We start from the raw sequence: 25,630 nt of genomic DNA, 5'->3' as shown, positions 1-25,630 counted from the left end.
AAAATTCGTTCAGGGGGCGTCATGACTCAGCAGGAATTTCTATCGCGTCGCCAGACGCTGTTGGCGCAGATGCAGCCAGGCAGCGCGGCGCTGATTTTCGCCGCACCGGAAGCGGTGCGCAGTGCAGATTCGGAATATCCCTACCGGCAGAACAGCGATTTCTGGTACTTCACCGGCTTTAACGAACCGGAAGCGCTGCTGGTGTTGATTAAAAGCGATGAAACCCACAACCATAGCGTGCTGTTCAACCGGGTTCGCGATCTGACCGCTGAGATCTGGTTTGGACGCCGTCTGGGCCAGGAGGCCGCGCCGGCGAAGCTTGGCGTCGACCGGGCGCTGGCGTTCAGCGAAATCAACCAGCAGCTGTATCAGCTGCTCAACGGTCTGGACGCGATCTACTTCGCCCAGGGTGAATATGCCTATGCCGATGAGATTGTGTTCAACGCCCTCGAAAAACTGCGCAAAGGCTCGCGCCAGAATCTGCAGGCGCCGAACTCGGTTATCGACTGGCGGCCCATTGTGCATGAGATGCGCCTGTTTAAATCCGCGGAAGAGCTTGCCGTGATGCGCCGCGCCGGGGAGATCACCGCGCTGGCCCATACCCGGGCGATGGAAAAATGCCGCCCTGGCATGTTCGAATATCAGCTGGAAGGTGAAATTCTCCATGAATTCAACCGCCACGGGGCACGTTTCCCCTCCTATAACACCATCGTTGGCGGCGGCGAAAACGGCTGTATTCTGCACTACACCGAAAACGAATCTGAACTGCGCGACGGCGATTTAGTCCTGATTGACGCCGGCTGCGAGTATCGCGGCTATGCCGGGGACATTACCCGCACCTTCCCGGTAAACGGTAAATTTACCCAGCCGCAGCGCGAGATCTACGACATTGTGCTCGAATCGCTGGAGACCGCGCTGAAACTCTATCGGCCGGGCACCTCGATCTGTCAGGTCAACCAGGAAGTGGTGCGCATTATGATTACCGGCCTGGTGCGGCTGGGGATCCTGAAAGGCGAGATTGACGAGCTTATCGCCAACAACGCCCACCGCCCGTACTTTATGCATGGCCTGAGCCACTGGCTGGGTCTGGATGTGCACGATGTCGGTAATTACGACACCGACCGTTCGCGCGTCCTGGAGCCGGGAATGGTGCTGACCGTCGAGCCAGGACTGTATATCGCCACCGATGCCGACGTGCCGGCGCAGTATCGCGGCATCGGCATCCGTATTGAAGATGACATCGTGATTACCGAAGACGGTAACGAAAATCTCACCGCCGGCGTGGTGAAGAAGGCGGATGAGATCGAGGCGCTGATGGCGGCGGCGCGCCAGTCATGAGCGTGCTGATCGTCGGGGGCGGGATGACCGGCGCGACGCTCGCGCTGGCCATCTCCCGTTTGACTGGCGGCGCGCTGCCGGTCCACCTCATTGAAGCGCAGGATCCGCATTCTTCACGCCACCCTGGCTTTGACGACCGGGCGATCGCCCTGGCTGCGGGCACCTGCCAGCAGCTGGCGCGTATCGGTATCTGGCAACGCCTCGCCGAACGCGCGACGCCCATCCAGCGAGTACACGTCAGCGACCGCGGTCATGCCGGGTTTGTGAATCTGGCGGCCGCGGATTATGGCCTGTCGGCGCTGGGCCAGGTGGTTGAACTCCACGATGTCGGCCAGCGGCTGTTTGGTCTGCTGCGCGAGGCGCCGGGCGTCACGCTGCACTGTCCGGCGAAAGTGGAAGCGGTCAGTCGCAGCCAGGAGAGCGTCAGCCTTACGCTTGAGGGCGGCGAAATCATTAACGGTAAGCTGCTGGTGGCGGCGGACGGTTCCCGTTCGGCACTGGGCGCCCGCTGCGGCATCAGCTGGCAGCAGCAGCCGTATGAGCAGATAGCGATCATTGCTAACGTCAGCACCGCGTTGCCCCACGAAGGTCGCGCCTTCGAGCGCTTTACCGAGCATGGCCCGCTGGCGATGCTGCCGATGTCGCAAGGGCGCTGCTCGCTGGTGTGGTGTCATCCGCAGTCGCGCCGCGATGAGGTGCAGAGCTGGTCTGACGAACGCTTTTGTCAGGAGCTGCAGCAGGCGTTCGGCTGGCGGCTGGGGCGTATTACCCACGCCGGGAAACGCAGCGTCTATCCGCTGGCCCTCACCACCGCCAGCCGCGCGGTGTCGCACCGCCTGGCGCTGGTCGGCAATGCGGCGCAGACGCTGCACCCGATCGCCGGGCAGGGCTTTAATCTCGGCCTGCGCGATGTGATGAGCCTGGCGGAATTACTCGCTGACGCCCATCTCAGCGGCGAAGATGTCGGTCATTATCCGCTGCTGTGCCGCTATCAGGCGCGCAGGGCAGGGGATAAAGCCGCCACCATCGGCGTGACCGATGGGCTGGTGCATCTGTTTGCCAACCGTTGGGCGCCGCTGGTGGCGGGGCGCAACGTCGGTCTGATGGCGATGGAATTATTTACCCCGGCGCGCGATGCGCTGGCGCAGCGTACCCTCGGTTGGGTTCCCCGTTAAGGAGTAGAACGTGCAAAGTGTTGATGTTGCCATTGTTGGCGGTGGAATGGTGGGGCTGGCGGTAGCCTGCGGTCTACAGGGTAGCGGCCTGCGCGTCGCAGTGCTGGAGAAAGCAGAGCCGCGACCGCTGGCCGCCGATGCGCCGCCGGCGCTGCGCGTTTCGGCAATTAATGCCGCCAGCGAAAAGCTGCTGACGAAGCTGGACGTCTGGCGCGAGATCGTCGCCCAGCGGGCCAGCTGCTATCACGGTATGGAAGTATGGGATAAAGACAGCTTTGGCCACATTAGCTTCGATGACCAGAGCATGGGCTTTAGCCACCTTGGCTATATTATCGAAAATGCCGTAGTGCATCATGCATTGTGGCAGAAGGCGCAGCGTTGCGCTGACGTTACCCTGCTGGCTCCGGCGGAACTTCAGCAGGTGGCGTGGGGCGAGAATGAAGCCTTTCTCAGCCTGCAGGACGGCAGCATGCTGACCGCGCGGCTGGTGATCGGCGCCGATGGTGCCAATTCATGGCTGCGCAATAAAGCCGATATTCCGCTGACCTTCTGGGATTACCATCATCATGCGCTGGTGGCGACCATCCGTACCGCTGAGCCGCATCAGGCGGTGGCCCGCCAGGCGTTCCATGGCGACGGGATCCTCGCCTTCCTGCCGCTCAGCGATCCGCACCTGTGCTCGATCGTCTGGTCGCTATCGCCGGGGGAAGCGCAGCGGATGCAGCAGGCTGATGAAACCACCTTCAACCAGGCGCTGAATATCGCGTTCGATAATCGCCTTGGCCTCTGCCAGCTGGCAAGTGAACGTGAAGTTTTCCCGCTGACCGGCCGCTATGCCCGTCAGTTTGCCGCCCACCGGCTGGCGCTGGTCGGCGATGCCGCGCATACCATCCATCCGCTGGCCGGGCAGGGGGTCAACCTCGGTTTTATGGATGCCGCCGAGCTTATTGACGAGCTGAAGCGCCTGCACGCTCAGGGCAAAGATATCGGCCAGCATCTTTATCTGCGCCGCTACGAGCGCAGCCGCAAGCACAGCGCGGCGCTGATGCTGGCGGGCATGCAGGGCTTCCGCGAAATGTTCTCCGGGAGCCATCCGGCGAAGAAATTTCTTCGCGATGTGGGACTCAAACTGGCCGATACGCTGCCTGGCGTGAAACCGCAGCTGATTCGCCAGGCGATGGGCCTCAACGATCTGCCTGCCTGGTTACGTTAACCGCGTCACACTTCTTTCACCCGGCCTGGGCGCCGGGTTTTCCCCCTCATTTGAAATATTCTAATTTCACCTCTTTTTTCGCATTAGATTTATTAATGCGTCCTTTTTTTTGTTAAAGAAATTAGAGCCGTAAAATCGCATAAAACACCATCATTACCTAATTGTCGCGCCGTTAATGTTAATTTTATGTGGCGTAAATCGCTTTTTTCCAGTCAATAACTCTGTAGGCTTTTCGGCGGATTTTAGCCATAAGCTAATGTGATGCCCTGAATGAGCTTATGGTTTAGCGCCGGGTTCGGTGGTAAGTTCAGGCCAAAGAGAACGTTTGCGTCGGCGTCCGTCAGCGATGCCGATGCCGAATTTCGTGGCGCAAAATCGCCGACAATTTCGTGGCTGGTTCCGTTTTATTCGATGAGGAAAAGATGGCTCAACAGACTCCGTTGTATGAACAACACACGCTGTGCGGCGCGCGCATGGTGGATTTCCATGGCTGGATGATGCCGCTGCATTACGGGTCCCAGATTGATGAGCACCATGCGGTGCGCGGCGATGCAGGGATGTTCGATGTGTCGCATATGACCATCGTCGATTTCCACGGCAGCCGGATCCGCGAGTTCTTGCGCTATTTGCTGGCCAACGATGTGGCGAAGCTCACCACCCCAGGCAAAGCGCTCTACACCGGCATGCTGACCGCCTCCGCCGGCGTCATCGACGACCTGATTGTCTATTTCCTTTCTGAAGATTATTTCCGCCTCGTTGTTAACTCCGCCACCCGCGAAAAAGACCTCGCCTGGATCTCCGAACAAGCTGAACCTTACGGCCTTGAAATTACCGTTCGCGACGATCTGTCGCTGATCGCGGTGCAGGGCCCCCAGGCGAAAGCGAAGGCGGCGACGCTGTTTACCGACGCTCAGCGTCAGGCCGTGGAAGGCATGAAGCCGTTCTTCGGCGTGCAGGCCGGCGACCTGTTTATCGCCACCACCGGCTATACCGGCGAAGCGGGTTATGAAATTGCGATGCCGAACGAGCAGGCGGCTGATTTCTGGCGCGGTCTGCTGGACGCTGGCGTTAAGCCGTGCGGTCTTGGGGCGCGCGACACCCTGCGCCTGGAGGCCGGGATGAACCTGTACGGCCAGGAGATGGACGAAGGCGTTTCCCCGCTGGCGGCGAACATGGGCTGGACTATCGCCTGGGAGCCCGCCGATCGTAACTTCATCGGCCGCGAAGCGCTGGAGATGCAGCGCGAAAAAGGCACCGAGCAGCTGGTTGGCCTGGTGATGACCGAGAAAGGCGTCCTGCGCGGTGGTCTGCCGGTCCGTTTTACCGATAGCGACGGTAATCAAAAAGAAGGCATTATCACCAGCGGCACCTTCTCGCCGACGCTGGGCTACAGCATCGCGCTGGCTCGCGTGCCGGCCGGGATTGGCGACACCGCGGTGGTGCAAATCCGTAACCGTGAAATGCCGGTAAAAGTGACTAAACCTGGTTTTGTACGCAATGGCAAAGCCATTGTGTGATTTCCCTTTTTTGGAGATGAATTGATGAGCAACGTACCAGCAGAACTGAAATACAGCAAAGAACACGAGTGGCTGCGTAAAGAAGCGGACGGCACCTATACCGTAGGGATCACCGAGCACGCGCAGGAGCTGCTTGGCGATATGGTTTTCGTTGACCTGCCGGAAGTGGGCGCCACCGTTGAAGCGGGCGCCGATTGCGCGGTTGCCGAATCCGTGAAGGCGGCCTCCGATATCTACGCGCCGATTAGCGGTGAAATCGTTGCCGTCAACGAAGAGCTGAACGACTCTCCGGAACTGGTCAACAGCGACCCGTATACTGACGGCTGGATCTTCAAGATCAAAGCCAGCGACGAAGCGCAGGTTGCCGCGCTGCTGGATGCCGCCGCGTATGAAGCTTTACTGGAAGACGAATAAATACGCTTCATCCTTCACGCTGCAGGGGCGTTGGCTTCCTGGCTCCCCCCGGTCACTTACTTTTGTAAGCTCCCGGGGAGTCGCTGTGTCGCCGCCTTCCTGCAACGCGAATGATTTTGCGTATTCTGGCCCGGTAAGCATCAGCGCTTGCCGGGCAAACCAGTCAGACAACCACGATTCACCGCACGTTTCAGGAACCATCGCTCATGACTCAGACTTTAAGTCAGCTTGAAAACCGCGACGCCTTTATTGAACGTCACATTGGCCCGGACGCTCAGCAACAGCAAGAGATGCTGAAGACCGTCGGCGCGGATTCGCTTAACGCCCTGATCGGCCAGATTGTGCCGCAGGATATCCAGCTGGCGACCCCACCGCAGGTGGGCGACGCGACTACCGAATTCGCCGCGCTGGCGGAGCTGAAGGCGATTGCCAGTCGCAACAAGCGCTTCAAGTCTTACATCGGCATGGGCTATACCGCCGTGCAGCTGCCGCCGGTCATTCAGCGCAACATGCTGGAAAACCCGGGCTGGTATACCGCCTATACCCCTTACCAGCCGGAAGTATCCCAGGGCCGTCTGGAGTCGCTGCTCAACTTCCAGCAGGTCACTCTGGATCTGACCGGGTTGGATATCGCTTCCGCTTCGCTGCTTGATGAAGCCACCGCCGCCGCCGAAGCGATGGCGATGGCCAAACGCGTCAGTAAACTGAAGAGCGCCAACCGCTTCTTCGTTGCCGCCGACGTCCATCCGCAAACCCTGGACGTGGTGCGCACCCGCGCGGAAACCTTCGGTTTCGACGTCATCGTCGATGACGCCGACAAAGTGCTCGATCACCAGGATGTCTTCGGCGTGCTGCTGCAGCAGGTGGGCACCACCGGCGAAATCCACGATTACAGCAAACTGATCGCCGAGCTGAAAGCGCGCAAAGTGATTGTCAGCGTCGCTGCCGACTTTATGGCGCTGGTGCTGCTGACGGCGCCGGGCAAGCAGGGCGCGGATATCGTCTTCGGTTCCGCCCAACGCTTCGGCGTGCCGATGGGCTACGGCGGCCCGCACGCAGCCTTCTTCGCGGCGAAAGATGAATTCAAACGCTCCATGCCGGGCCGGATTATCGGCGTATCGAAAGATGCGGCGGGGAATACCGCGCTGCGCATGGCGATGCAGACTCGCGAGCAGCACATCCGCCGTGAGAAAGCGAACTCCAACATTTGTACCTCGCAGGTTCTGCTGGCCAACATCGCCAGCCTGTACGCGGTATTCCACGGCCCGGCGGGTCTGAAACGTATCGCTGGCCGCATTCATCGTCTGACCGACATTCTGGCCGACGGCCTGCAGAAGAAAGGGCTGAAGCTGCGCCATGCCCACTACTTCGACACCCTGTGCGTCGAAGTGGCGGATAAAGCCGCGGTGCTGGCGCGTGCCGAAGCCCTGCAGATTAACCTGCGCAGCGATATTCACGGCGCGGTGGGCATTACGCTCGATGAAGCGACCACCCGCGAAGATGTGCTGAACCTGTTCCGCGCCATCGTCGGCGACGATCACGGTCTGGATATCGATACCCTGGATAAAGACGTGGCGCTGGATAGCCGTTCGATCCCGGCGGCGATGCTGCGCGACGATGCGATCCTCACCCATCCGGTGTTTAACCGCTACCATAGCGAAACCGAGATGATGCGCTACATGCACGCCCTGGAGCGTAAAGATCTGGCGCTGAACCAGGCGATGATCCCGCTGGGCTCCTGCACCATGAAACTGAACGCCGCGGCGGAGATGATCCCGATCACCTGGCCGGAATTCGCCGAGCTGCACCCGTTCTGCCCGGTCGAGCAGGCGGAAGGGTATCAGCAGATGATCGCCCAGCTTTCCGACTGGCTGGTGAAACTGACCGGCTATGACGCCGTCTGCATGCAGCCGAACTCCGGCGCGCAGGGTGAATATGCTGGTCTGCTGGCGATTCGCCATTATCACGAGAGCCGCAACGAAGGCCATCGCGATATCTGCCTGATCCCTAGCTCCGCGCACGGCACCAACCCGGCTTCCGCGCAGATGGCGGGTATGCAGGTAGTGGTCGTTGCCTGTGATAAAAACGGCAACATCGATCTCGCCGATCTGCGTGAAAAAGCAGAGCAGGCGGGGGCCAATCTCTCCTGCATCATGGTCACCTATCCGTCGACCCACGGCGTGTATGAAGAGACCATTCGCGAAGTGTGCGAGATCGTGCACCAGTTTGGCGGCCAGGTTTATCTCGACGGCGCCAACATGAACGCCCAGGTCGGGATCACCTCTCCGGGCTTTATCGGCGCCGACGTTTCGCACCTCAACCTGCATAAAACGTTCTGCATTCCGCACGGCGGCGGCGGCCCGGGCATGGGCCCAATCGGCGTGAAAGCGCACCTGGCGCCGTTCGTGCCGGGCCACAGCGTGGTACAGATTGAAGGTATGCTGACCCGCCAGGGCGCGGTTTCCGCCGCGCCGTTCGGCAGCGCGTCCATTTTGCCGATCAGCTGGATGTATATCCGCATGATGGGCGCGGAAGGGCTGAAGCAGGCGAGCCAGAACGCGATCCTTAACGCCAACTACATCGCTACCCGGCTGAAAGACGCCTACCCGGTGCTCTACACCGGTCGCGATGGTCGCGTAGCGCACGAATGTATTCTCGATATTCGTCCGCTGAAAGAAGAGACCGGCATTAGCGAGCTGGATATCGCCAAGCGCCTGATCGACTTTGGCTTCCATGCCCCGACCATGTCTTTCCCGGTAGCGGGGACGCTGATGGTTGAGCCGACGGAATCGGAAAGCAAGGTCGAGCTGGACCGCTTTATCGACGCGATGCTGGCGATCCGCGCGGAAATCGACCGCGTCAAAGCCGGCGAATGGCCGTTGGAGGATAACCCTCTGGTGAACGCGCCGCACACCCAGGGCGAGCTGGTGGGCGAGTGGAACCATCCGTACAGCCGCGAGCTGGCGGTATTCCCGGCTGGGTTGCACAACAAGTACTGGCCGACGGTGAAACGTCTGGATGATGTCTACGGCGACCGCAACCTGTTCTGCTCCTGCGTGCCGATGAGCGAATACCAGTAAGTTTGCGTTTTAGCTAAACTTTTAAAGGCGCTGCGGCGCCTTTATTTTTTTGGAGGGAAGGTATGGGAATAGCTCTTATTAGCGGCGCGAGCCGCGGCATAGGCCGGGCGACGGCGCTGCTGCTGGCGCAGGAAGGGTATACCGTGGCGGTCAATTACCATCACAACATTAACGCCGCCACCGAGGTGGTGAATACCATTGTGGCGTCTGGCGGCAAAGCCACGGCGCTGCGGGCGGACATCAGCGATGAAGCGCAGGTGATGGCGATGTTTGAGGCGATCGACCGCATGGGCGAGCCGCTGACGGCGCTGGTCAACAACGCCGGGATCCTGTTTACCCAGTGTACGGTGGAGAGCCTGAGCGCCGAGCGTATTAACCGCGTGCTGGCCACCAACGTCACCGGTTACTTCCTCTGCTGTCGTGAGGCGGTAAAGCGTATGTCACATCGGCATGGCGGCAAGGGCGGGGCGATAGTTAACGTGTCGTCGGCGGCCTCGCGCCTTGGCGCGCCGGGGGAGTACGTTGACTATGCCGCGTCGAAAGGGGCGGTAGATACCCTGACCACCGGGCTGGCGCTGGAGGTGGCGGCGCAGGGGATCCGGGTCAACGGCGTGCGTCCGGGGCTGATTTATACCGAGATGCACGCCTCCGGCGGTGAGCCGGGACGCGTGGATCGAGTGAAAGGTTCGCTACCGATGCAGCGCGGCGGCCTGCCGGAAGAGGTCGCTCAGGCCATTGCCTGGCTGCTGAGCGACAAAGCGTCGTATGTGACGGGTAGCTTCCTTGAACTGGCGGGCGGGAAATAACCCGTAGATGTCTATTGCCCGGCGGCGCTGCGCTTGCCGGCCCTACGGGGTCAAAGCCGAATGGTAGGCCGGGTGGCGGATACGCCTTACCCGGCATAAAAACCGCTAAAGCCCGGCGGCCTACCAGGAGGCCAGCCACAGCCGCAGGCGCATTCCCCAGCCGCTGGTCCAGCCGGTGGTAACCGACTTTACCTCGCCTTGAGAAATGACCACCAGCGTTGGCGTTACCTGGATATCCCACTGCCGCGCCAGCTGGCCGCTTGGATCATTCACCGTCGGCAGCGCCAGTTTCTTCCTGGTCAGCCACTTCTCCAGCGTGACGTTATCGCCGGAACGCAGGGCTACCGTCAGCACATTGCCGCTGTCCGCGGCAAGCGATGCCACCGACGGCGTGGTATAGCGACAAACTCCGCACCAGGTCGCCCAGACGTACAGCAGCAGCGGCTTTTGCTGGCTCATGGCATGCAGATCCAGCGTCCTGCCGTCGAGTGTCTGCAGCGATGTGGCGCTGACGTTTTGCGGCAGCGCGGGCTGGCGAAAATAATCCACCGCCAGGCTCACCGCCGCGCCAATCAGCAGCCACACCGCCAGCTCGCGCAGCCAGCGCCTGATTTTACTGGCCACGGGCTTTCGCCAGCTGCTCTTTCACCAGCCCCTCCAGCTCATCAGCAGGGATCGCGCCGGCCACCATCTGATCGCCGATGATGGTCGCCGGGGTGCCCTGAATATTCAGCACCTGCGACAAAATCAGGTTCATCTTCAGCGAATCCATGGTCTTGTCATCGATTTTTACACTATCGGTGGCGGTTTTCTTCTGCGCGGCGGCGATACTGGCGTCATCGTGATAGCCTTTTTTCGCCATCAGCCGCTGATGCAGCGCCCAGAATTTATCGGGCTGCTGACGCCAGGTGGAGAGCGCGGTTTTAGCGGCATTCACCGAACTCTGCCCTTTAAACGGCAGCAGCTTAACGATGAGCTGGATGTCCGGATTATCGTGGACGATTTTTTCCAGCAGCGGATCAAACTGTTTGCAGTAAGGGCAGTTGTAATCGGTAAACGAGACGATTGTGAGTTTTGGCTCTTTCGCGCCGGTGCGCGGGCTATTCGGATCGTTAAACAGCAGCTGGGCTAACTGGTCATTACCGTTCGATTGTGGTTCTTCCGCCGGGGCGGCGAAGCTGAAGGCCGATACGCACAGCAGTAATAAGGCGGTGATAGCTCTCATGTTATTTTCCTTTAGCGGCGGACAGGGTGGCGAGAAGGTGTTCGCGGTCTAACAGCGCAGGCAGAATCTGTCCCTGCGGCAATTCCGGTCCGTAAATCTGGTTAAACGGCACCGCGGCGCTGCCGCGAGCGGTTAAAAACTGGCTAATGTCAGCGGAGGGGCGGCTCCAGTCGCCGCGCAGGGCGACTACGTCTGGCGCTAACAGCGCCTGCTGGACGTCGTCGCGCAGCAGCACGTTGTATTTATTGGCTTTACAGGTCACGCACCAGTCGGCGGTGACATCAATAAATACCCGCTTATGCTCCGCCAGGGCGCTGGCGATAGCCTGCTCGCTGAGCGGCTGCCAGTTAACCCGGTCGCGGCGCGGGCCCTGGCCGTCCTGTTGGGCGACAAAGGCGACGGCGCCCGCCACCACGATGGCCAGAGCGCCCGCGCGTAGCGCCGTCCGCCAGCGGTAGCGCCAGGCGGTGGCCACTAGCAGGGCGATGGCCAGAATCACCAGCAGGGTAAGCACCGGCGTACGGCCGATGTGGATCGTCAGCAGGCTGACCAGCCATAGCGCTGAACCAAGCATCATTAGCCCCAGCACCACCCGCAGATGATTCATCCAGCGGCCCGGGCGTGGCAGTCGTTGCGCCAGACCCGGCCAGGCAACGATCAGCAGCCACGGCAGGCTCATGCCGATCCCCATGGCGAAGAAAATGCCCCACAGCAGCGGCAGGGGCGCCACCAGCGCCACCGACACGGCGGTACCGAGGAACGGCGCGGTACAGGGCGTCGCCAGCAGGGTGGCGAAGGCGCCCTGCCAGAAATGGCCCATTAAGCCGTTGCCGCCCCTGGTGGCGAGGAAAGTGCTGGCGCTGGAGGATAGGCGGATTTCGAACAGCCCCAATAAACTGGCGCCGAACAGCACCATCACCAGCGCCATCGCGCCGATAAACCACGGGTTCTGGAACTGGATGCCCCAGCCGAGCGCCTGATTCCCCAGGCGTAGCGCGGTCATCATCAGCGCCAGCGCCAGGAACGAGACGACGATCCCGCACACCGAGGCGAGGAACTGCCGCCGCACCGCGCCGCGTTCGCGACCTTCGGTTTGCACCAGCGAGCCGAGCTTCATCGCCAGCACCGGCAGCACGCAGGGCATGACGTTGAGAATAAGCCCGCCGGCCAGCGCCATCAGCAGCACCCAGCCTAACGCCAGCCCCGGCGCGGCGCTGCCGGCGGCGACGGCGATTTGGCTTTCCTGCGCCTGACCGCTATCGGCCAGCACCAGCGACAGCGTTTTGCCGCTCAGGTCCGGCGCCGCTTCGCCCCAGCTGTCGGTGACTGGTACGGTGGCGGTCAACGTAGCGCCGCGGCTGGTAAAGCTCGGCTTACCGAAATCGACATCCTCCATGCTGTCGATAAACAGCGCTGGCTGCTGCCAGCCGGCATCGCGGCGGGCGGTCACCGTCAGTTTGCCGCTGACGTAGCTGGCGGTCAGTTGCGAAGTCAGGCCATCGCGCAGCGGCAGTGTGCCCATCGCGCGGGTAAAATCATAATTAAATCGCTCCCCCGCCGGAGTCGTCATATCCAGCGAAAAGGGATAGTCAGTGAGAATACAGACATTGCTGCAGGTAGAGAGCGTCAGGACGCCGCTAAGCGTCGGCGGTATCTTCCCGCGCAGCGTCATCGGAAAGCTGACGTCGCCGTGATAGCCCTGAGTGGAAATGCCCGCGACGTCGAAGCGCTGCGGCGTCGGCCAGCGCCAGTTCACCTCCAGCGGCGTGTGCCAGGCGATAGCCGGCGCGATGCCGCCTTCCCCTGGCGAGCGCCAGTAGGTTTTCCAGCCCTTTTCCAGCGCTACGTCTAAAAGCAGGCGAGTGTCGCCATTGCTTTCGGTTTGCGCCCGCAGGCGGACGCTGGCGTGTTGATTGTCGGCGGCGCGCAGCCAGCCGCTGTCGGCGGCCTGGCTGACGGGCAGCCATAGCCAAAGCAGGCAGACCAGTAGTCGCCTGAATACCATATACATAAGTTTGCTCCGTAAGTGATGAATTAACCTGAACTGTCAGGAGAATCAATCACTCACGGAAGATGCATAATCGCAGATGCACCCGCAATCGGGGTGGGGAGATAACGCGGGGAGGCCACTGGCGTTCGATACGCGGCGGGATCGCCGCCAGCACCGCCAGCAGCAGGGTGATAGCCAACAGCGCCCCTTCAAACAGCATCGGCGGAACGGCCATCAGCGACTTGGCGCTGAGCTCGCACGGCGTGACCGGCGCCTCGACCTGATCCTGGTTTTGCTGTAGCGACGGGCTGTCGGCGGTGAGGTTCATGACCAGCGCGTGCATCCCGGCCATCCGCTGGGCGGTGCAGGTTAGCACTACCAGACAGGCCAGGAGGACAAAAAGAATGGCTTTGCGTTGTCGCTTAATCATGATTGCCTCAAATATTCACGAGGCTTATCTTAACGGGCGAACGGGTTTTGGCAATGGTAAAGCTGTAAAGAAGTGTCTGGCGGATAAGCAATTAGCCCTCCCCCGGCCGGGAGAGGGCGGTTAGTTACAGGTTCTCACCGTTGCTGGCGATGACCTCTTTGTACCAGTTAAAGCTCTTCTTGCGCGAGCGGGACATATCGCCGGTGCCATCGTCGTGTTTGTTGACGTAGATGAAGCCGTAGCGTTTGCTGTACTGCCCGGTGGTGAAGGAGACGCAGTCGATGCAGCCCCATGGGGTATAGCCCAGCAGATCGACGCCGTCATAAGTGACCGCTTTGATCATCTCTTCGATGTGGGCGCGCAGGTAGTCGATGCGGTAGTCATCGTTGATGCTGCCGTCGGCTTCTACTTTGTCGTAGGCGCCAAAGCCGTTTTCCACGATAAACAGCGGCTTCTGATAACGCTCATACAGTTCACACAGAGAATAGCGCAGGCCGACCGGGTCAATCTGCCAGCCCCAGTCGGAAGCTTTGACGTGCGGGTTCGGCACGCTGCCTTCGAAACCGGAAATGGCGTCGCCAGTGCCGCCCTCGGCTTTCACCGCGTTGGTCATGTAGTAGCTGAAGCCGAGATAGGCGCAGGTACCTTCGCGCAGGATCTGCGCGTCGCCGTCTTCCATCCTGATGTTGAAGCCGCGGCGTTCCCATTCATTCAACACATAGCTCGGGTAGTAACCGCGCAGCTGGACGTCGGTAAAGACGTAGCGCTCGCGCATCGACTCCTGGGCGAACATGACATCTTCCGGTTTGCAGGAGTAAGGGTAGAGGGCGACCATCGCCAGCATGCAGCCGACCTGCATGTCCGGGTTGATGCGCCGCGCCGCTTTCACCGCCAGCGCGCTGGCCACGAACTGGTGGTGCAGCACCTGGTACATGGTCTCTTCCGGATTGTCATGCTCGGTATAGACCACCCCGGAGCAGCAGTAGCCGAACAGCGGCGCGCGCCAGTTGCGCTGGTTGTTGATCTCGTTAAAGGTCATCCAGTATTTCACTTTGTGCTTATAGCGCTCGAAGACCACTTCGGCAAAGCGCACAAAGAAATCGACCACTTTGCGGTTGGTCCAGCCGCCATACTGCTGCACCAGGTGCAGGGGCATCTCGAAGTGGGAGAGAGTGATCACCGGCTCGATGTTGTATTTCAGCAGCTCGTCGAACATGTCGTCGTAGAACTTCAGTCCCTCTTCATTCGGCTGGGTTTCGTCACCCTGCGGGAAGATGCGGGTCCAGGCGATAGAGGTGCGGAAGCATTTGAAGCCCATCTCGGCGAACAGTTTGATGTCTTCTTTGTAGCGACCGTAGAAGTCGACGGCTTCGTGGTTCGGGTAGTATTTTCCCGCTTCGACCTGGTGGGTGATTTCGCGCGGCACGCCGTGCGCCCCGCCGGTCAACACATCGCAGATGCTGGGGCCTTTGCCGCCCTGATCCCAGCCGCCTTCAACCTGATGCGCGGCGACCGCGCCGCCCCATAAAAAATCTTTCGGAAGGGTTAATTTTTTCATCCTGGCTAATCTCTCTAATAACTATTGTTCTCGAGTCTAGCAAAGTGAAAGTGAATGTCACGATATAACAAATTCCGCCAAAGGTAATATGTTACATCAAAAAAACAGGCTGTTATTTTTAGCTGATTTTGCGCGCTAATTTACGTCCGAGGGATTCGAGAATATAGATCACTGGAATTTGCGTTGTAATATCGTAGACCCCGCCAATGCGCGTCTGCGGCACGTGCCAGGAGAGATTGAAATCAGCCAGTTTGGCCAGCCGCGAATGCTCATGGCTGGTAATCGACATTACCTTGCAATGATGCAGACTGAACTGGCTGGCAAAGCGCAGGATCTCTTCCGTCTCGCCAGAGACGGAAAGCACGATCGCCAGCGCGTTGCGGGCCATATCGTTGGTTACCGGAAAATAGGGGTCGTCAATATGGTTGCTGAATTTACCGACGTTGGAGAAGAAGCGTGCGCCATATTTCGCCAGCGCGCCGGAGGTGCCGGCGCCGACAAAAATAATACGTTCGGAGGCGAGAATAATATCGACGGCCTGCTCGAGTAATTCATCGAACTCGTCATTATTGACGCTTTTAAAAAAGCTCATTATTTCGCTGGCGCCGATATTTGCCTGTTGAGGCTCATTCTGCTCGAGATATAATTTAAAGCGCACGCGAAATTCAGAGTAGCCCTCGCACTGCAGTTTGCGGCAGAAGCGTAACACGGTGGTCGTGGAGACCCCGGCGGCCTCGGCCAGTTCGCGGATGGTCATGTACATCACTTTGTCACGATTTTTAATGACGTAGTGGTAGACCATCATCTCAAGATTATTGAGACTGGCGACAGCGGCGTGGGAGAACATACTCACAGGGCGAACTCACAATTCATAATGACCAGGACGGAATTATATCATGCAGGCCAATGACATTACCTTTTTTCAGCGTTTTCAGGACGACATCCTCGCCGGGCGCAAAACCATCACCATTCGCGATGCAGCGGAGTCGCACTTTAAGCCCGGCGATGTGCTGCGCGTTGGGCGCTATGAAGATGACGGCTATTTTTGCACCATTGCCGTGACCGCGACCTCGACGGTGACGCTCGATACGCTGACCGAACAGCATGCGCAACAGGAGAATATGACTCTCGGGCAGCTGCGGCAGGTCATCAGCGACATCTATCCTGGCGAGAGCCAGTTTTATGTCATTGAATTCAAAGCGCTTTAAGATAATCAGGAACAGCTGTGAGTTGAAATAAAAATGTAACTTTATGATTTTAAAGTATTTACAAATATACATCGTTTTATTTTAGCTAACAGGTGTTCACTGGAATCATTCTCAGTTACCCTAAGTGGGCAATGAAAGCGTTCTTGTTTTCACGGAGTCCAGTATGGTTCGCAAACCATTAATCACTCAGGGATATTCTCTGGCAGAGGAAGTTGCCAACAGCATCAGCCACGGGATCGGGCTGGTGTTCGGTATCGTCGGCCTTGTGTTGCTGCTGGTGCAGGCGGCAGATACAAACGCCAGCGCGACGGCGATCGCCAGCTACAGCCTGTACGGCGGCAGCATGATTATGCTGTTCCTCGCTTCCACGCTCTATCACGCGATCCCGCATCAGCGGGCGAAACAGTGGCTGAAGAAATTCGACCACTGCGCCATCTATTTGCTGATTGCCGGGACCTACACGCCGTTTTTGCTGGTGGGGTTGAATTCACCGCTGGCGAAGGGGCTGATGATCGTCATCTGGAGCCTGGCGCTGCTGGGGATCCTGTTTAAGCTGACCATCGCGCACCGCTTTAAAATTTTGTCGCTGGTGACCTATCTGACCATGGGGTGGCTGTCGCTTATCGTGGTCTATCAGCTGGCGGTGAAGCTGGCGGTGGGCGGGGTAACGCTGCTGGCGGTTGGCGGGGTGGTGTACTCGCTGGGGGTCATCTTCTACGTCTGCAAACGTATTCCTTATAACCACGCTATCTGGCACGGCTTCGTGCTCGGCGGCAGCGTGTGTCACTTCCTGGCGATTTATCTTTACATCGGCCAGTCCTGATAAACATCCCACGGTGGCGCTGCGCTTACCGTGGCTACAATACTCTACGGCCTGGAAATTCCACGGTGGCGCTACGCTTACCGTGGCTACGATATTCTGCGGCCGGGTAGCCCGGCTAAGGCGCAAGCGCCGCAAGCCGGGAACTTTTCCTTAATTTTCTTCCAGCGAATACGGCAATGGTTTGATGCTCAGGCTGCCGGCATCGTCGCGTACACGGAACACGCTGTCCGGTTCCATGTCGTTATTCATCACTACCTGGACCATCAGGCTTCCGTCATCCAGCTGTACGGCTGCCAGCACCGTACCGGTGCGGCGCCAGTTGTCGCCCATCTTCAGCTCCAGGTCTTCCCCGGCTTCCGGCACCCGGCTGGCGGTCCCTGACAGCGTCCACAGCGCGCGCTTATTGGCGCCGCGGAATTTCGCCCTCGCGACCATTTCCTGGCCGGTGTAGCAGCCTTTTTTGAAGCTGATGCCGCCCAGCGCCTGCAGGTTGGTGGCCTGCGGAATGAACTGCCCGCTGTTAGCGCTGTCGATAACCGGCAGGCCGGCTTCAATATTCAGCGCCAGCCACTGTTGGCTGTTGTTAAACTGCGCTTCGCCGCGCAACGCGTCGGTGACGCGGTTGGCGGTGTCGACATCGGTCACCAGCAGGAAGCGCTCGCCCGGGTGTTCAAACCACAGCAGGCTGGTGGCGCCTTCGCTGACCACCGGGGTGGCAGCGTCGGGCAAGGCGGCGAACAGCGGCGCCAGCGCGGCGCGCGCCTGGAAGCCGGCTACTCCCAGCAGAACCAGATCGTCGTTGGCGGCAATGGTGACTTTGGAGAAGACGGCATATTTTTTCAGCTCGGTCAGCTGCGCGTCGCGCAGGCTGCGGCGCTCAATCCACGCGAAGCCGCCCTCGCGACGGAATACGCGCAGGTTGCTCCACATCTTGCCTTTGGCATCACAGTGGGCGGCAAGCAGATGCTGGGCATCGGTGAGATGACTCACATCGGCGGTAATCTGCCCCTGCAGATATTTTTCGCTGTCCGGCCCGCTAATTGTCGCCAGCGCCCAGTCATCCAGGGTCATCAGCGTTAACGGCAGACGAGCGGAAGAGGAAGGCTGACGCGGAGGAAAAGGTGTAAAAGCCATAGTCATATCCTGAATCGCTTAACGCAGTGTGTGTGACCAATGGTAAAAGAGCTATAGTGCATTGCAAGTGCTTTCAACAGGCCATTTGTGCGCTGGCGTGAGACAGCCGCCTGACGCAGGGAATCAATAAACCCATCATTATTTTAAGGTTTTTATGGAAGGATGCTCGCATTCAGCGATATTCCTGTAAAGTTACGGCAGAAAACGGGTTAAACTAACCTATATTTTGCTGCTGGAAGGTCAACATGGACATTAACAATAAAGCACGTATCCACTGGGCATGCCGCCGCGGGATGCGCGAACTCGACATCTCCATCATGCCGTTCTTTGAGTATGAGTACGATACCCTCAGCGACGCTGACAAACAGCTGTTCATTCGCCTGCTGGAAAATGACGATCCGGATCTGTTCAACTGGCTGATGAACCACGGCAAACCGGCCGATGCGGAGCTGCAGCGGATGGTAACCTTAATTCAGACACGGAATCGGGAACGTGGTCCTGTGGCAATCTGATCTCCGTATCTCCTGGCGCGCGCAGTGGTTTTCCCTGCTGCTTCACGGCGTGGTGGCGGCCCTGGTGCTGTTGGTTCCCTGGCCGCTGAGCTATACCCCGATCTGGCTGCTGCTGCTGTCGCTGGTGGTCTTCGACTGCGTGCGCAGCCAGCGGCGGATCCATGCCCGTCGCGGGGAGATAAAACTGCTCACCGATTCCCGTCTTCGCTGGCAAAACGCCGAATGGGAAATCCTCGGGACGCCGTGGGTTATCAATAGCGGTATGCTGCTGCGTTTGCGCCATGTCGATACCCGGCGCGGACAGCATCTTTGGCTGGCGGCGGACAGCATGGACGCCGGAGAGTGGCGCGATCTGCGCCGGCTGGTGCTGCAAAAACCGGCGCAGGAGTAAGCCGCGTCAGGAAAAGTGTTCGGCCATTTCGCCGAGGATCTGCTCGCACCAGCTCTGGATGCGCTCGTCGCTCAGGTCGTACTGGTTGGTTTCATCCAGCGCCAGGCCAACGAACAGTTGGCCATCGGCGATCACCGGTTTCGGGCTGGTGAACTCATAGCCTTCGGTTGGCCAGTAGCCGACAAACTTCACGCCCCTGGTCGCCAGCTTGTCATGCAGCATGCCGAGCGCGTCAAGGAACCATTCGCCGTAGCCCAGCTGATCGCCCATGCCGTACAGCGCGACGATCTTTCCCTCGAGGTTCAGGGTGTCCAGCTGATCCCAGACCGCTTCCCAGTCTTCCTGAATTTCGCCGAAATCCCAGGTCGGGATGCCAAGGATCAGTACGTCGTACTGGCTCATCAGCGCGGGGGAGTCATCTTTCAGATTGTGCAGCGTCACCAGTTCGGGGCCGATGATATCGCGGATTTTCTCCGCGGCCATTTCGGTGTAGCAGGTACTGGAGCCGTAAAACAGACCTATATTCATCGCGTAAACATCTCGATTCTTGCCGTGAATGGCGGGCAGTGTACCAGAAAGGCGTCCTCTTAAGGCATAATGAGAGCGTTTAACGAACAAAGAGGCCGATGTGAAACAGGATCTGGCACTAATCGAACAGTTTCTCGATGCCCTTTGGCTGGAGCGCAACCTGGCGGAGAATACGCTCAGCGCCTACCGTCGCGATTTGACGATGTTAGTTGAGTGGTTGCACCATCGCGGCCTGTCGCTGGCAAGCGTTGGCAGCGACGATCTGCAGGCGCTGCTGGCTGAGCGGCAGTCCGGCGGCTACAAAGCCACCAGCACCGCGCGCCTGCTGAGCGCCGTGCGCCGTTTTTTCCAGCATCTGTACCGGGAAAAAATTCGCCCGGACGATCCCAGCGCGCTGCTGGCCTCGCCGAAGCTACCGCAGCGGCTGCCAAAAGATCTCAGTGAGGCGCAGGTTGAGCGCCTGCTGCAGGCGCCGCTGGTGGAGCAGCCGCTGGAATTGCGCGATAAAGCGATGCTGGAGGTGCTGTATGCCACCGGCCTGCGCGTCTCGGAGCTGGTGGGGCTGACGATGAGCGACATCAGCCTGCGGCAGGGCGTGCTGCGGGTGGTGGGAAAAGGCAACAAAGAGCGGCTGGTGCCGCTGGGGGAAGAGGCGGTACTGTGGGTGGAAAATTACCTCGAGTATGGTCGCCCCTGGCTGCTGAACGGCGTGGCGTCGGATGTCTTATTTCCCAGCCAGCGCGCCCAGCAGATGACGCGCCAGACCTTCTGGCATCGGATTAAACACTATGCCGTACTGGCGGGGATCGACAGCGAAAAGCTTTCCCCGCACGTGTTACGCCATGCGTTCGCCACGCATTTGCTCAATCATGGCGCCGATCTGCGCGTGGTGCAGATGCTGTTAGGACACAGCGATCTCTCCACCACGCAGATATACACCCACGTGGCGACCGAGCGTCTGCGACAACTTCATCAACAGCACCACCCGCGGGCGTGAGTGCTGAACAAAAGGACTGAGTATGAAAAAAGGTTTATTGATGTTCACCCTGCTGGCGGCCTCCCTTTCAGGAGCGGCGCACGCCGATAGCGCGGCAATTAAACAGTCGCTGGCGAAGCTGGGTGTGCAGAGCACCGATATTCAACCATCGCCGGTTTCCGGGATGAGCACGGTGCTGACCGACAGCGGCGTGCTGTACGTGACCGACGACGGCAAACATATCATCCAGGGGCCGATGTACGACGTGAGCGGCGCGCAGCCGGTCAACGTCACCAACCAGCTGCTGCTGGGTAAGCTGAACGCGCTGAGCAATGAGATGATTGTCTACAAAGCGCCGAAGGAGCAGCACGTCATCACCGTCTTCACCGATATTACCTGCGGCTACTGTCATAAACTGCACGAGCAGATGAGCGACTACAACGCGCTGGGGATCACCGTGCGTTATCTGGCCTTCCCGCGCCAGGGGCTGCAAAGCCAGGCCGAGCAGGATATGAAAGCGATCTGGTGTGCGAAAGATCGCAACAAAGCGCTGGATGACGCCATGAATGGTAAAGGCGTGCAGCCGGCGAGCTGCAGCGTAGATATCGCCAAACATTACACCCTCGGCGTGCAGATGGGCGTCAACGGTACGCCGGCGATGGTCCTCAGTAACGGCATGGTGCTGCCGGGCTATCAGGGGCCGAAAGAGCTGAAGGCGTTCCTTGATGAGCACAAAAAACAGACAAGCGGTAACTGATTCGCGTGAAACAACAGATACAACTACGCCGCCGCGAGGCGATTGACGGCGTCGAACTCCCCGCCGACCTGCCGCCGCTGCTGCAGCGGCTATATGCCAGCCGCGGGGTGCGCAGCGCGCAGGAGCTGGAGCGCAGCGTCAAAGGCATGCTCCCCTGGACGCAGCTCACCGGCGTTGAAAAAGCGGTCGAGATGCTGCATGACGCGTTCCAGAAAGGGTTGCACATCGTGGTGGTCGGTGATTTTGACGCCGACGGCGCCACCAGCACCGCGCTCAGCGTGTTGGCCCTGCGCGCGCTGGGTTACGGCAACGTCTCCTATCTGGTGCCGAACCGCTTTGAAGACGGCTACGGTTTAAGCCCGGAAGTGGTCGATCAGGCCCATGCTCGCGGCGCGCAGATGATCATGACCGTCGACAACGGGATCTCGTCCCATGCCGGCGTCGATCATGCCCATGCGCTGGGGATCCCGGTGCTGGTGACCGATCACCATCTGCCGGGCGAGACGCTGCCGGCGGCGGAAGCTATCGTTAATCCCAACCTGCGCGATTGCGACTTCCCGTCAAAATCACTGGCCGGGGTGGGGGTGGCGTTTTATCTGATGCTGGCGCTGCGCACTTTTCTGCGCGATAAAGGCTGGTTCGACGCTCGCGGCATCCCCGCGCCGAACCTTGCCGAGCTGCTGGATCTGGTGGCGCTAGGCACCGTCGCGGACGTCGTGCCGCTGGATGCTAATAACCGTATCCTCACCTGGCAGGGGTTAAGCCGCATTCGCGCCGGCAAATGTCGGCCCGGTATTAAGGCGCTGCTGGAAATTGCCAACCGCGATCCGCAAAAGCTGGCGGCCAGCGACCTCGGTTTCGCCCTCGGGCCGCGCCTGAACGCGGCGGGACGGCTGGACGACATGTCGGTCGGCGTCGCGCTGCTGCTGTGCGACAACATCGGCGAAGCGCGGGTGCTGGCCAACGAGCTCGATGCGCTTAATCAGACGCGCAAAGAGATTGAGCAGGGGATGCAGGCGGAAGCGCTAACGCTCTGTCAGCAGCTGGAGCGCAGCGCCGATACCCTGCCCGGCGGGCTGGCGATGTACCATCCGCAATGGCATCAAGGGGTAGTCGGCATTCTCGCCTCGCGGATTAAGGAGCGCTTCCATCGCCCGGTTATCGCTTTTGCGCCTACCGGCGACGGCACGCTGAAAGGCTCCGGCCGTTCCATTCAGGGGTTGCATATGCGCGATGCGCTGGAGCGCCTTGATACGCTTTATCCCGGGCTAATCCTGAAGTTCGGCGGCCACGCGATGGCGGCGGGCTTATCGCTGGAGGAGGCGCGTTTTGAAGAGTTTCAACAGCGCTTCGGCGAGCTGGTGACCGAATGGCTGGATCCTGCGCTGTTGCAGGGCGAGGTGGTTTCCGATGGCCCGCTGGCGGCGGCGGAGATGAGCATGGAAGTGGCGCAGATGCTGCGCGACGCCGGGCCGTGGGGGCAGATGTTCCCGGAACCGCTGTTTGACGGTCGTTTTCGCCTGCTGCAGCAGCGGCTGGTGGGCGAGCGTCACCTGAAGGTGATGGTCGAACCGGTTGACGGCGGGCCGCTGCTGGACGGTATCGCCTTCAACGTGGATACTTCCATCTGGCCGGATAACGGCGTGCGTGAAGTCCAGTTAGCCTACAAGCTCGACATCAACGAGTTCCGCGGCAACCGTAGCCTGCAGCTGATCATCGATCACCTCTGGCCAAATTGACAACAGTGTAGGAATAAGGGCGCGAATCCGGTAGAATTCCGCTCTTATCACCGCATTTTGACAAATCCATTAAAAGAAACCGACCATGTTTGAAATAAATCCGGTAAAAAACCGCATTCAGGACCTCACGGAGCGCTCCGACGTTCTTAGGGGGTATCTTTGACTACGATGCCAAGAAAGAGCGTCTCGAAGAAGTAAACGCCGAGCTGGAACAGCCGGACGTGTGGAACGAACCCGAACGCGCCCAGGCGCTGGGTAAAGAGCGTTCTTCCCTGGAAGCCATCGTAGATACCCTGGATCAGATGTCCCAGGGGCTGGAAGACGTTGCCGGCCTGCTGGATCTGGCCGTGGAAGCGGATGACGAAGAGACCTTTAACGAAGCCGTCGCCGAGCTGGATACCCTGGAAGAGAAGCTGGCGCAGCTTGAGTTCCGCCGCATGTTCTCCGGCGAATACGACAGCGCCGATTGCTACCTTGACATTCAGGCCGGTTCCGGCGGCACCGAAGCCCAGGACTGGGCCAGCATGCTGATGCGCATGTACCTGCGCTGGGCGGAAGCGCGCGGCTTTAAGACCGAAATCATCGAAGAATCCGAAGGTGAAGTCGCGGGGATTAAATCCGTGACCATTAAGATCATTGGCGATTACGCCTACGGCTGGCTGCGTACGGAAACCGGCGTTCATCGTCTGGTGCGTAAGAGCCCGTTCGATTCCGGCGGCCGCCGTCATACCTCCTTCAGCTCCGCGTTCGTTTACCCGGAAGTGGAAGACGATATCGATATCGAAATTAACCCGGCCGACCTGCGCATTGACGTATACCGCGCCTCCGGCGCCGGTGGTCAGCACGTTAACCGTACGGAATCCGCGGTGCGTATTACCCATATCCCGACCGGATTGGTGACGCAGTGCCAGAACGACCGTTCGCAGCACAAAAATAAAGACCAGGCCATGAAGCAGATGAAAGCAAAGCTTTATGAACTGGAGATGCAGAAGAAAAATGCCGAGAAGCAGGCGATGGAAGACAACAAGTCCGATATCGGCTGGGGCAGCCAGATCCGCTCTTACGTGCTGGATGACTCGCGTATTAAAGATCTGCGTACCGGGGTGGAAACCCGCAACACTCAGGCGGTGCTCGATGGCAGCCTGGACCAATTTATCGAAGCAAGTTTGAAAGCAGGGTTATGAGGAACCAACATGTCTGAACAACAAGCACAGGGCGCTGACGCGGCAATTGACCTTAATAATGAACTGAAAACCCGTCGCGAGAAGCTGGCTGCGCTGCGTGAGCAGGGCGTCGCATTCCCGAACGATTTCCGTCGTGACCATACCTCTGACCAACTGCACGCTGACTTCGATGGCAAAGAAAACGAAGAGCTGGAAGCGCTGAACGTTGAAGTGGCCGTTGCTGGCCGCATGATGACCCGTCGTATCATGGGTAAAGCCTCCTTCGTGACCCTGCAGGACGTAGGCGGCCGCATCCAGCTGTACGTGGCGCGTGATGACCTGGCGGAAGGCGTTTATAACGACCAGTTCAAAAAGTGGGACCTCGGCGACATCATCGCCGCCCGCGGTAAGTTGTTCAAGACCAAAACCGGTGAGCTCTCTATCCACTGCACCGAGCTGCGTCTGTTGACTAAAGCTCTGCGCCCGCTGCCGGACAAATTCCACGGCCTGCAGGATCAGGAAGCGCGTTACCGTCAGCGTTACCTGGACCTGATTTCCAACGATGAATCTCGTAAGACCTTCAAAGTGCGTTCGCAGATCCTGGCGGGCATCCGTCAGTTCATGGTTGGCCGCGGCTTTATGGAAGTAGAAACCCCGATGATGCAGGTGATCCCGGGCGGCGCTTCCGCGCGTCCGTTCATCACCCATCATAACGCGCTGGATCTGGACATGTACCTGCGTATCGCGCCGGAACTGTACCTCAAGCGTCTGGTGGTTGGCGGCTTCGAACGCGTCTTCGAGATCAACCGTAACTTCCGTAACGAAGGGATCTCCGTTCGTCATAACCCAGAGTTCACCATGATGGAACTCTACATGGCTTATGCGGATTACAAAGATCTGATCGAGCTGACCGAATCTCTGTTCCGCACCCTGGCGCAGGACATCCTCGGCAATACCGAAGTGCCTTACGGCGACCAGGTGTTCGACTTCGGCAAGCCGTTTGAAAAACTGACCATGCGCGAAGCGATCAAGAAATACCGTCCGGAAACCGAGATGGCGGATCTGGATAACTTTGATTCCGCGAAAGCGATCGCTGAATCTATCGGCATCAAAGTGGAGAAGAGCTGGGGTCTGGGCCGTATCGTGACCGAGATCTTCGAAGAAGTGGCGGAAGCGCACCTGATCCAGCCGACCTTCATCACCGAATACCCGGCGGAAGTTTCTCCGCTGGCGCGCCGTAACGACGTCAACCCGGAAATCACCGACCGCTTTGAATTCTTCATTGGCGGCCGTGAGATCGGTAACGGCTTTAGCGAGCTGAACGACGCCGAAGACCAGGCGCAGCGCTTCCAGGATCAGGTTGATGCGAAAGCCGCAGGCGACGACGAAGCAATGTTCTATGACGAAGACTATGTCACCGCGCTGGAACACGGCCTGCCGCCGACCGCTGGTCTGGGTATCGGTATCGACCGTATGGTCATGCTGTTCACCAACAGCCACACCATCCGCGACGTTATTCTGTTCCCGGCGATGCGTCCGCAGAAATAATCGCCCTTCGCGAAAAGCAAAAAACCCGGCTTGCCGGGTTTTTTTATGTCTGATGTGAGGTCCTAAGGCTGGCGTAGCCTGGCTCAGCGCAGCGCAAGCCGGGGA

Annotated in this window: 24 protein-coding genes; 16 read left to right on the top strand and 8 right to left on the bottom strand. The window is 59.3% G+C overall.

Features of this window, described 5'->3' with window-relative positions:
• The first annotated feature begins 21 nt into the window (after nt 1-21).
• From KPHS_44090 to KPHS_44030, 7 genes are all read left to right on the top strand, one after another.
• Nucleotides 22-1,338, top strand: coding sequence for a proline aminopeptidase P II (locus tag KPHS_44090; RefSeq protein ID YP_005228709.1), 1,317 nt, complete (start codon nt 22-24; stop codon nt 1,336-1,338).
• Nucleotides 1,335-2,513: a 2-octaprenyl-6-methoxyphenyl hydroxylase gene (locus KPHS_44080; protein YP_005228708.1), complete on the top strand. Its 1,179-nt coding sequence runs from the start codon at nt 1,335-1,337 to the stop codon at nt 2,511-2,513. The genes KPHS_44090 and KPHS_44080 overlap by 4 nt, the downstream gene beginning before the upstream one ends.
• A gap of 10 nt (nt 2,514-2,523) precedes the next feature.
• The gene (locus tag KPHS_44070) at nt 2,524-3,726 is read left to right on the top strand and encodes an FAD-dependent 2-octaprenylphenol hydroxylase (protein ID YP_005228707.1); all 1,203 of its coding nucleotides are present in this window, start codon (nt 2,524-2,526) and stop codon (nt 3,724-3,726) included.
• 422 nt (nt 3,727-4,148) lie between these two features.
• The gene (locus KPHS_44060) at nt 4,149-5,243 is read left to right on the top strand and encodes an aminomethyltransferase (RefSeq protein YP_005228706.1); all 1,095 of its coding nucleotides are present in this window, start codon (nt 4,149-4,151) and stop codon (nt 5,241-5,243) included.
• A gap of 24 nt (nt 5,244-5,267) precedes the next feature.
• Entirely contained in the window at nt 5,268-5,657 is a 390-nt protein-coding gene (locus KPHS_44050) for a glycine cleavage system protein H (RefSeq protein YP_005228705.1), read from the top strand.
• Between the two features lie 206 nt (nt 5,658-5,863).
• Nucleotides 5,864-8,737: a glycine dehydrogenase gene (locus KPHS_44040; RefSeq protein ID YP_005228704.1), complete on the top strand. Its 2,874-nt coding sequence runs from the start codon at nt 5,864-5,866 to the stop codon at nt 8,735-8,737.
• A 62-nt stretch (nt 8,738-8,799) separates the two neighbouring features.
• Entirely contained in the window at nt 8,800-9,543 is a 744-nt protein-coding gene (locus KPHS_44030) for a putative oxidoreductase (RefSeq protein YP_005228703.1), read from the top strand.
• A 120-nt stretch (nt 9,544-9,663) separates the two neighbouring features.
• On the opposite strand, the gene KPHS_44020 is transcribed toward KPHS_44030, so the two are convergent.
• The 6 genes from KPHS_44020 to KPHS_43970 form a co-directional block, all read right to left on the bottom strand.
• Nucleotides 9,664-10,167 (bottom strand): protein disulfide oxidoreductase, encoded by a 504-nt coding sequence (locus tag KPHS_44020; RefSeq protein ID YP_005228702.1) that lies wholly within the window; start codon nt 10,165-10,167, stop codon nt 9,664-9,666.
• Complete coding sequence (locus KPHS_44010) at nt 10,157-10,768, bottom strand: suppression of copper sensitivity protein (protein YP_005228701.1); 612 nt, start codon at nt 10,766-10,768, stop codon at nt 10,157-10,159. The genes KPHS_44020 and KPHS_44010 overlap by 11 nt, the downstream gene beginning before the upstream one ends.
• Nucleotide 10,769: 1 nt before the next feature.
• Nucleotides 10,770-12,779 carry a suppression of copper sensitivity protein gene (locus tag KPHS_44000; protein YP_005228700.1) on the bottom strand — a complete coding sequence of 670 codons (2,010 nt, stop codon included), beginning with the start codon at nt 12,777-12,779 and terminating at the stop codon, nt 10,770-10,772.
• A gap of 49 nt (nt 12,780-12,828) precedes the next feature.
• Nucleotides 12,829-13,188 (bottom strand): copper-sensitivity suppressor protein A, encoded by a 360-nt coding sequence (locus tag KPHS_43990; RefSeq protein YP_005228699.1) that lies wholly within the window; start codon nt 13,186-13,188, stop codon nt 12,829-12,831.
• A 124-nt stretch (nt 13,189-13,312) separates the two neighbouring features.
• Nucleotides 13,313-14,746, bottom strand: coding sequence for a 6-phospho-beta-glucosidase (locus KPHS_43980; protein YP_005228698.1), 1,434 nt, complete (start codon nt 14,744-14,746; stop codon nt 13,313-13,315).
• 118 nt (nt 14,747-14,864) lie between these two features.
• A complete protein-coding gene (locus tag KPHS_43970; protein YP_005228697.1) occupies nt 14,865-15,593 on the bottom strand; it encodes a putative regulator in 729 nt (242 codons plus the stop codon).
• A gap of 49 nt (nt 15,594-15,642) precedes the next feature.
• Here KPHS_43970 and KPHS_43960 point away from each other — a divergent pair, with 49 nt between their 5' ends.
• Nucleotides 15,643-15,954, top strand: coding sequence for an ASCH domain-containing protein (locus KPHS_43960; protein ID YP_005228696.1), 312 nt, complete (start codon nt 15,643-15,645; stop codon nt 15,952-15,954).
• Nucleotides 15,955-16,117: 163 nt separating this feature from the next.
• A complete protein-coding gene (locus KPHS_43950) occupies nt 16,118-16,777 on the top strand; it encodes a putative oxidoreductase (RefSeq protein ID YP_005228695.1) in 660 nt (219 codons plus the stop codon).
• Nucleotides 16,778-16,927: 150 nt separating this feature from the next.
• Here the strand turns inward: KPHS_43950 and KPHS_43940 are convergent, their stop codons facing one another.
• A complete protein-coding gene (locus KPHS_43940; RefSeq protein YP_005228694.1) occupies nt 16,928-17,911 on the bottom strand; it encodes a tRNA-modifying protein YgfZ in 984 nt (327 codons plus the stop codon).
• A gap of 245 nt (nt 17,912-18,156) precedes the next feature.
• On the opposite strand from KPHS_43940, the gene KPHS_43930 reads away from it, so the two are divergent.
• Together KPHS_43930 and KPHS_43920 are read left to right on the top strand one after the other, a co-directional pair.
• Nucleotides 18,157-18,423: an FAD assembly factor SdhE gene (locus tag KPHS_43930; RefSeq protein YP_005228693.1), complete on the top strand. Its 267-nt coding sequence runs from the start codon at nt 18,157-18,159 to the stop codon at nt 18,421-18,423.
• Nucleotides 18,404-18,814, top strand: coding sequence for a protein YgfX (locus tag KPHS_43920; RefSeq protein YP_005228692.1), 411 nt, complete (start codon nt 18,404-18,406; stop codon nt 18,812-18,814). Before KPHS_43930 ends, KPHS_43920 begins: the two co-directional genes overlap by 20 nt.
• Nucleotides 18,815-18,820: 6 nt before the next feature.
• Here the strand turns inward: KPHS_43920 and KPHS_43910 are convergent, their stop codons facing one another.
• Entirely contained in the window at nt 18,821-19,342 is a 522-nt protein-coding gene (locus KPHS_43910; RefSeq protein ID YP_005228691.1) for a flavodoxin, read from the bottom strand.
• A gap of 100 nt (nt 19,343-19,442) precedes the next feature.
• On the opposite strand from KPHS_43910, the gene KPHS_43900 reads away from it, so the two are divergent.
• The 5 genes from KPHS_43900 (at nt 19,443) to KPHS_43860 (ending at nt 25,525) form a co-directional block, all read left to right on the top strand.
• Nucleotides 19,443-20,339 carry a site-specific tyrosine recombinase XerD gene (locus KPHS_43900; protein ID YP_005228690.1) on the top strand — a complete coding sequence of 299 codons (897 nt, stop codon included), beginning with the start codon at nt 19,443-19,445 and terminating at the stop codon, nt 20,337-20,339.
• Nucleotides 20,340-20,361: 22 nt separating this feature from the next.
• Nucleotides 20,362-21,075 carry a thiol:disulfide interchange protein DsbC gene (locus KPHS_43890; protein YP_005228689.1) on the top strand — a complete coding sequence of 238 codons (714 nt, stop codon included), beginning with the start codon at nt 20,362-20,364 and terminating at the stop codon, nt 21,073-21,075.
• A 5-nt stretch (nt 21,076-21,080) separates the two neighbouring features.
• Nucleotides 21,081-22,814, top strand: a complete 1,734-nt coding sequence (locus KPHS_43880) for an ssDNA exonuclease RecJ (protein YP_005228688.1) — start codon at nt 21,081-21,083, stop codon at nt 22,812-22,814.
• A 221-nt stretch (nt 22,815-23,035) separates the two neighbouring features.
• On the top strand, nt 23,036-23,998 hold the full coding sequence (locus KPHS_43870) for a peptide chain release factor 2 (protein YP_005228687.1): 963 nt from the start codon (nt 23,036-23,038) through the stop codon (nt 23,996-23,998).
• A 9-nt stretch (nt 23,999-24,007) separates the two neighbouring features.
• Nucleotides 24,008-25,525 (top strand): lysyl-tRNA synthetase, encoded by a 1,518-nt coding sequence (locus tag KPHS_43860; RefSeq protein YP_005228686.1) that lies wholly within the window; start codon nt 24,008-24,010, stop codon nt 25,523-25,525.
• Nucleotides 25,526-25,630 lie beyond the last annotated feature (105 nt).

Source organism: Klebsiella pneumoniae subsp. pneumoniae HS11286 (genome assembly GCF_000240185.1).
Lineage (GTDB): Bacteria > Pseudomonadota > Gammaproteobacteria > Enterobacterales > Enterobacteriaceae > Klebsiella > Klebsiella pneumoniae.
The sequence above is the reverse complement of the archived record's forward strand: the minus strand, read 5'-3'. Positions and strand labels throughout refer to the sequence as shown.

Bases quoted from the DNA above. Each gene is read 5' to 3' on its own strand.
- KPHS_44090 (YP_005228709.1), top strand. From the start codon at position 22: ATGACTCAGCAGGAATTTCTATCGCGTCGCCAGACGCTGTTGGCGCAG.
- KPHS_44080 (YP_005228708.1), top strand. From the start codon at position 1,335: ATGAGCGTGCTGATCGTCGGGGGCGGGATGACCGGCGCGACGCTCGCG.
- KPHS_44060 (YP_005228706.1), top strand. From the start codon at position 4,149: ATGGCTCAACAGACTCCGTTGTATGAACAACACACGCTGTGCGGCGCG.
- KPHS_44050 (YP_005228705.1), top strand. From the start codon at position 5,268: ATGAGCAACGTACCAGCAGAACTGAAATACAGCAAAGAACACGAGTGG.
- KPHS_44040 (YP_005228704.1), top strand. From the start codon at position 5,864: ATGACTCAGACTTTAAGTCAGCTTGAAAACCGCGACGCCTTTATTGAA.
- KPHS_44030 (YP_005228703.1), top strand. From the start codon at position 8,800: ATGGGAATAGCTCTTATTAGCGGCGCGAGCCGCGGCATAGGCCGGGCG.
- KPHS_44010 (YP_005228701.1), bottom strand. From the start codon at position 10,768: ATGAGAGCTATCACCGCCTTATTACTGCTGTGCGTATCGGCCTTCAGC.
- KPHS_44000 (YP_005228700.1), bottom strand. From the start codon at position 12,779: ATGTATATGGTATTCAGGCGACTACTGGTCTGCCTGCTTTGGCTATGG.
- KPHS_43990 (YP_005228699.1), bottom strand. From the start codon at position 13,188: ATGATTAAGCGACAACGCAAAGCCATTCTTTTTGTCCTCCTGGCCTGT.
- KPHS_43980 (YP_005228698.1), bottom strand. From the start codon at position 14,746: ATGAAAAAATTAACCCTTCCGAAAGATTTTTTATGGGGCGGCGCGGTC.
- KPHS_43970 (YP_005228697.1), bottom strand. From the start codon at position 15,593: ATGTTCTCCCACGCCGCTGTCGCCAGTCTCAATAATCTTGAGATGATG.
- KPHS_43960 (YP_005228696.1), top strand. From the start codon at position 15,643: ATGCAGGCCAATGACATTACCTTTTTTCAGCGTTTTCAGGACGACATC.
- KPHS_43950 (YP_005228695.1), top strand. From the start codon at position 16,118: ATGGTTCGCAAACCATTAATCACTCAGGGATATTCTCTGGCAGAGGAA.
- KPHS_43940 (YP_005228694.1), bottom strand. From the start codon at position 17,911: ATGGCTTTTACACCTTTTCCTCCGCGTCAGCCTTCCTCTTCCGCTCGT.
- KPHS_43930 (YP_005228693.1), top strand. From the start codon at position 18,157: ATGGACATTAACAATAAAGCACGTATCCACTGGGCATGCCGCCGCGGG.
- KPHS_43910 (YP_005228691.1), bottom strand. From the start codon at position 19,342: ATGAATATAGGTCTGTTTTACGGCTCCAGTACCTGCTACACCGAAATG.
- KPHS_43890 (YP_005228689.1), top strand. From the start codon at position 20,362: ATGAAAAAAGGTTTATTGATGTTCACCCTGCTGGCGGCCTCCCTTTCA.
- KPHS_43860 (YP_005228686.1), top strand. From the start codon at position 24,008: ATGTCTGAACAACAAGCACAGGGCGCTGACGCGGCAATTGACCTTAAT.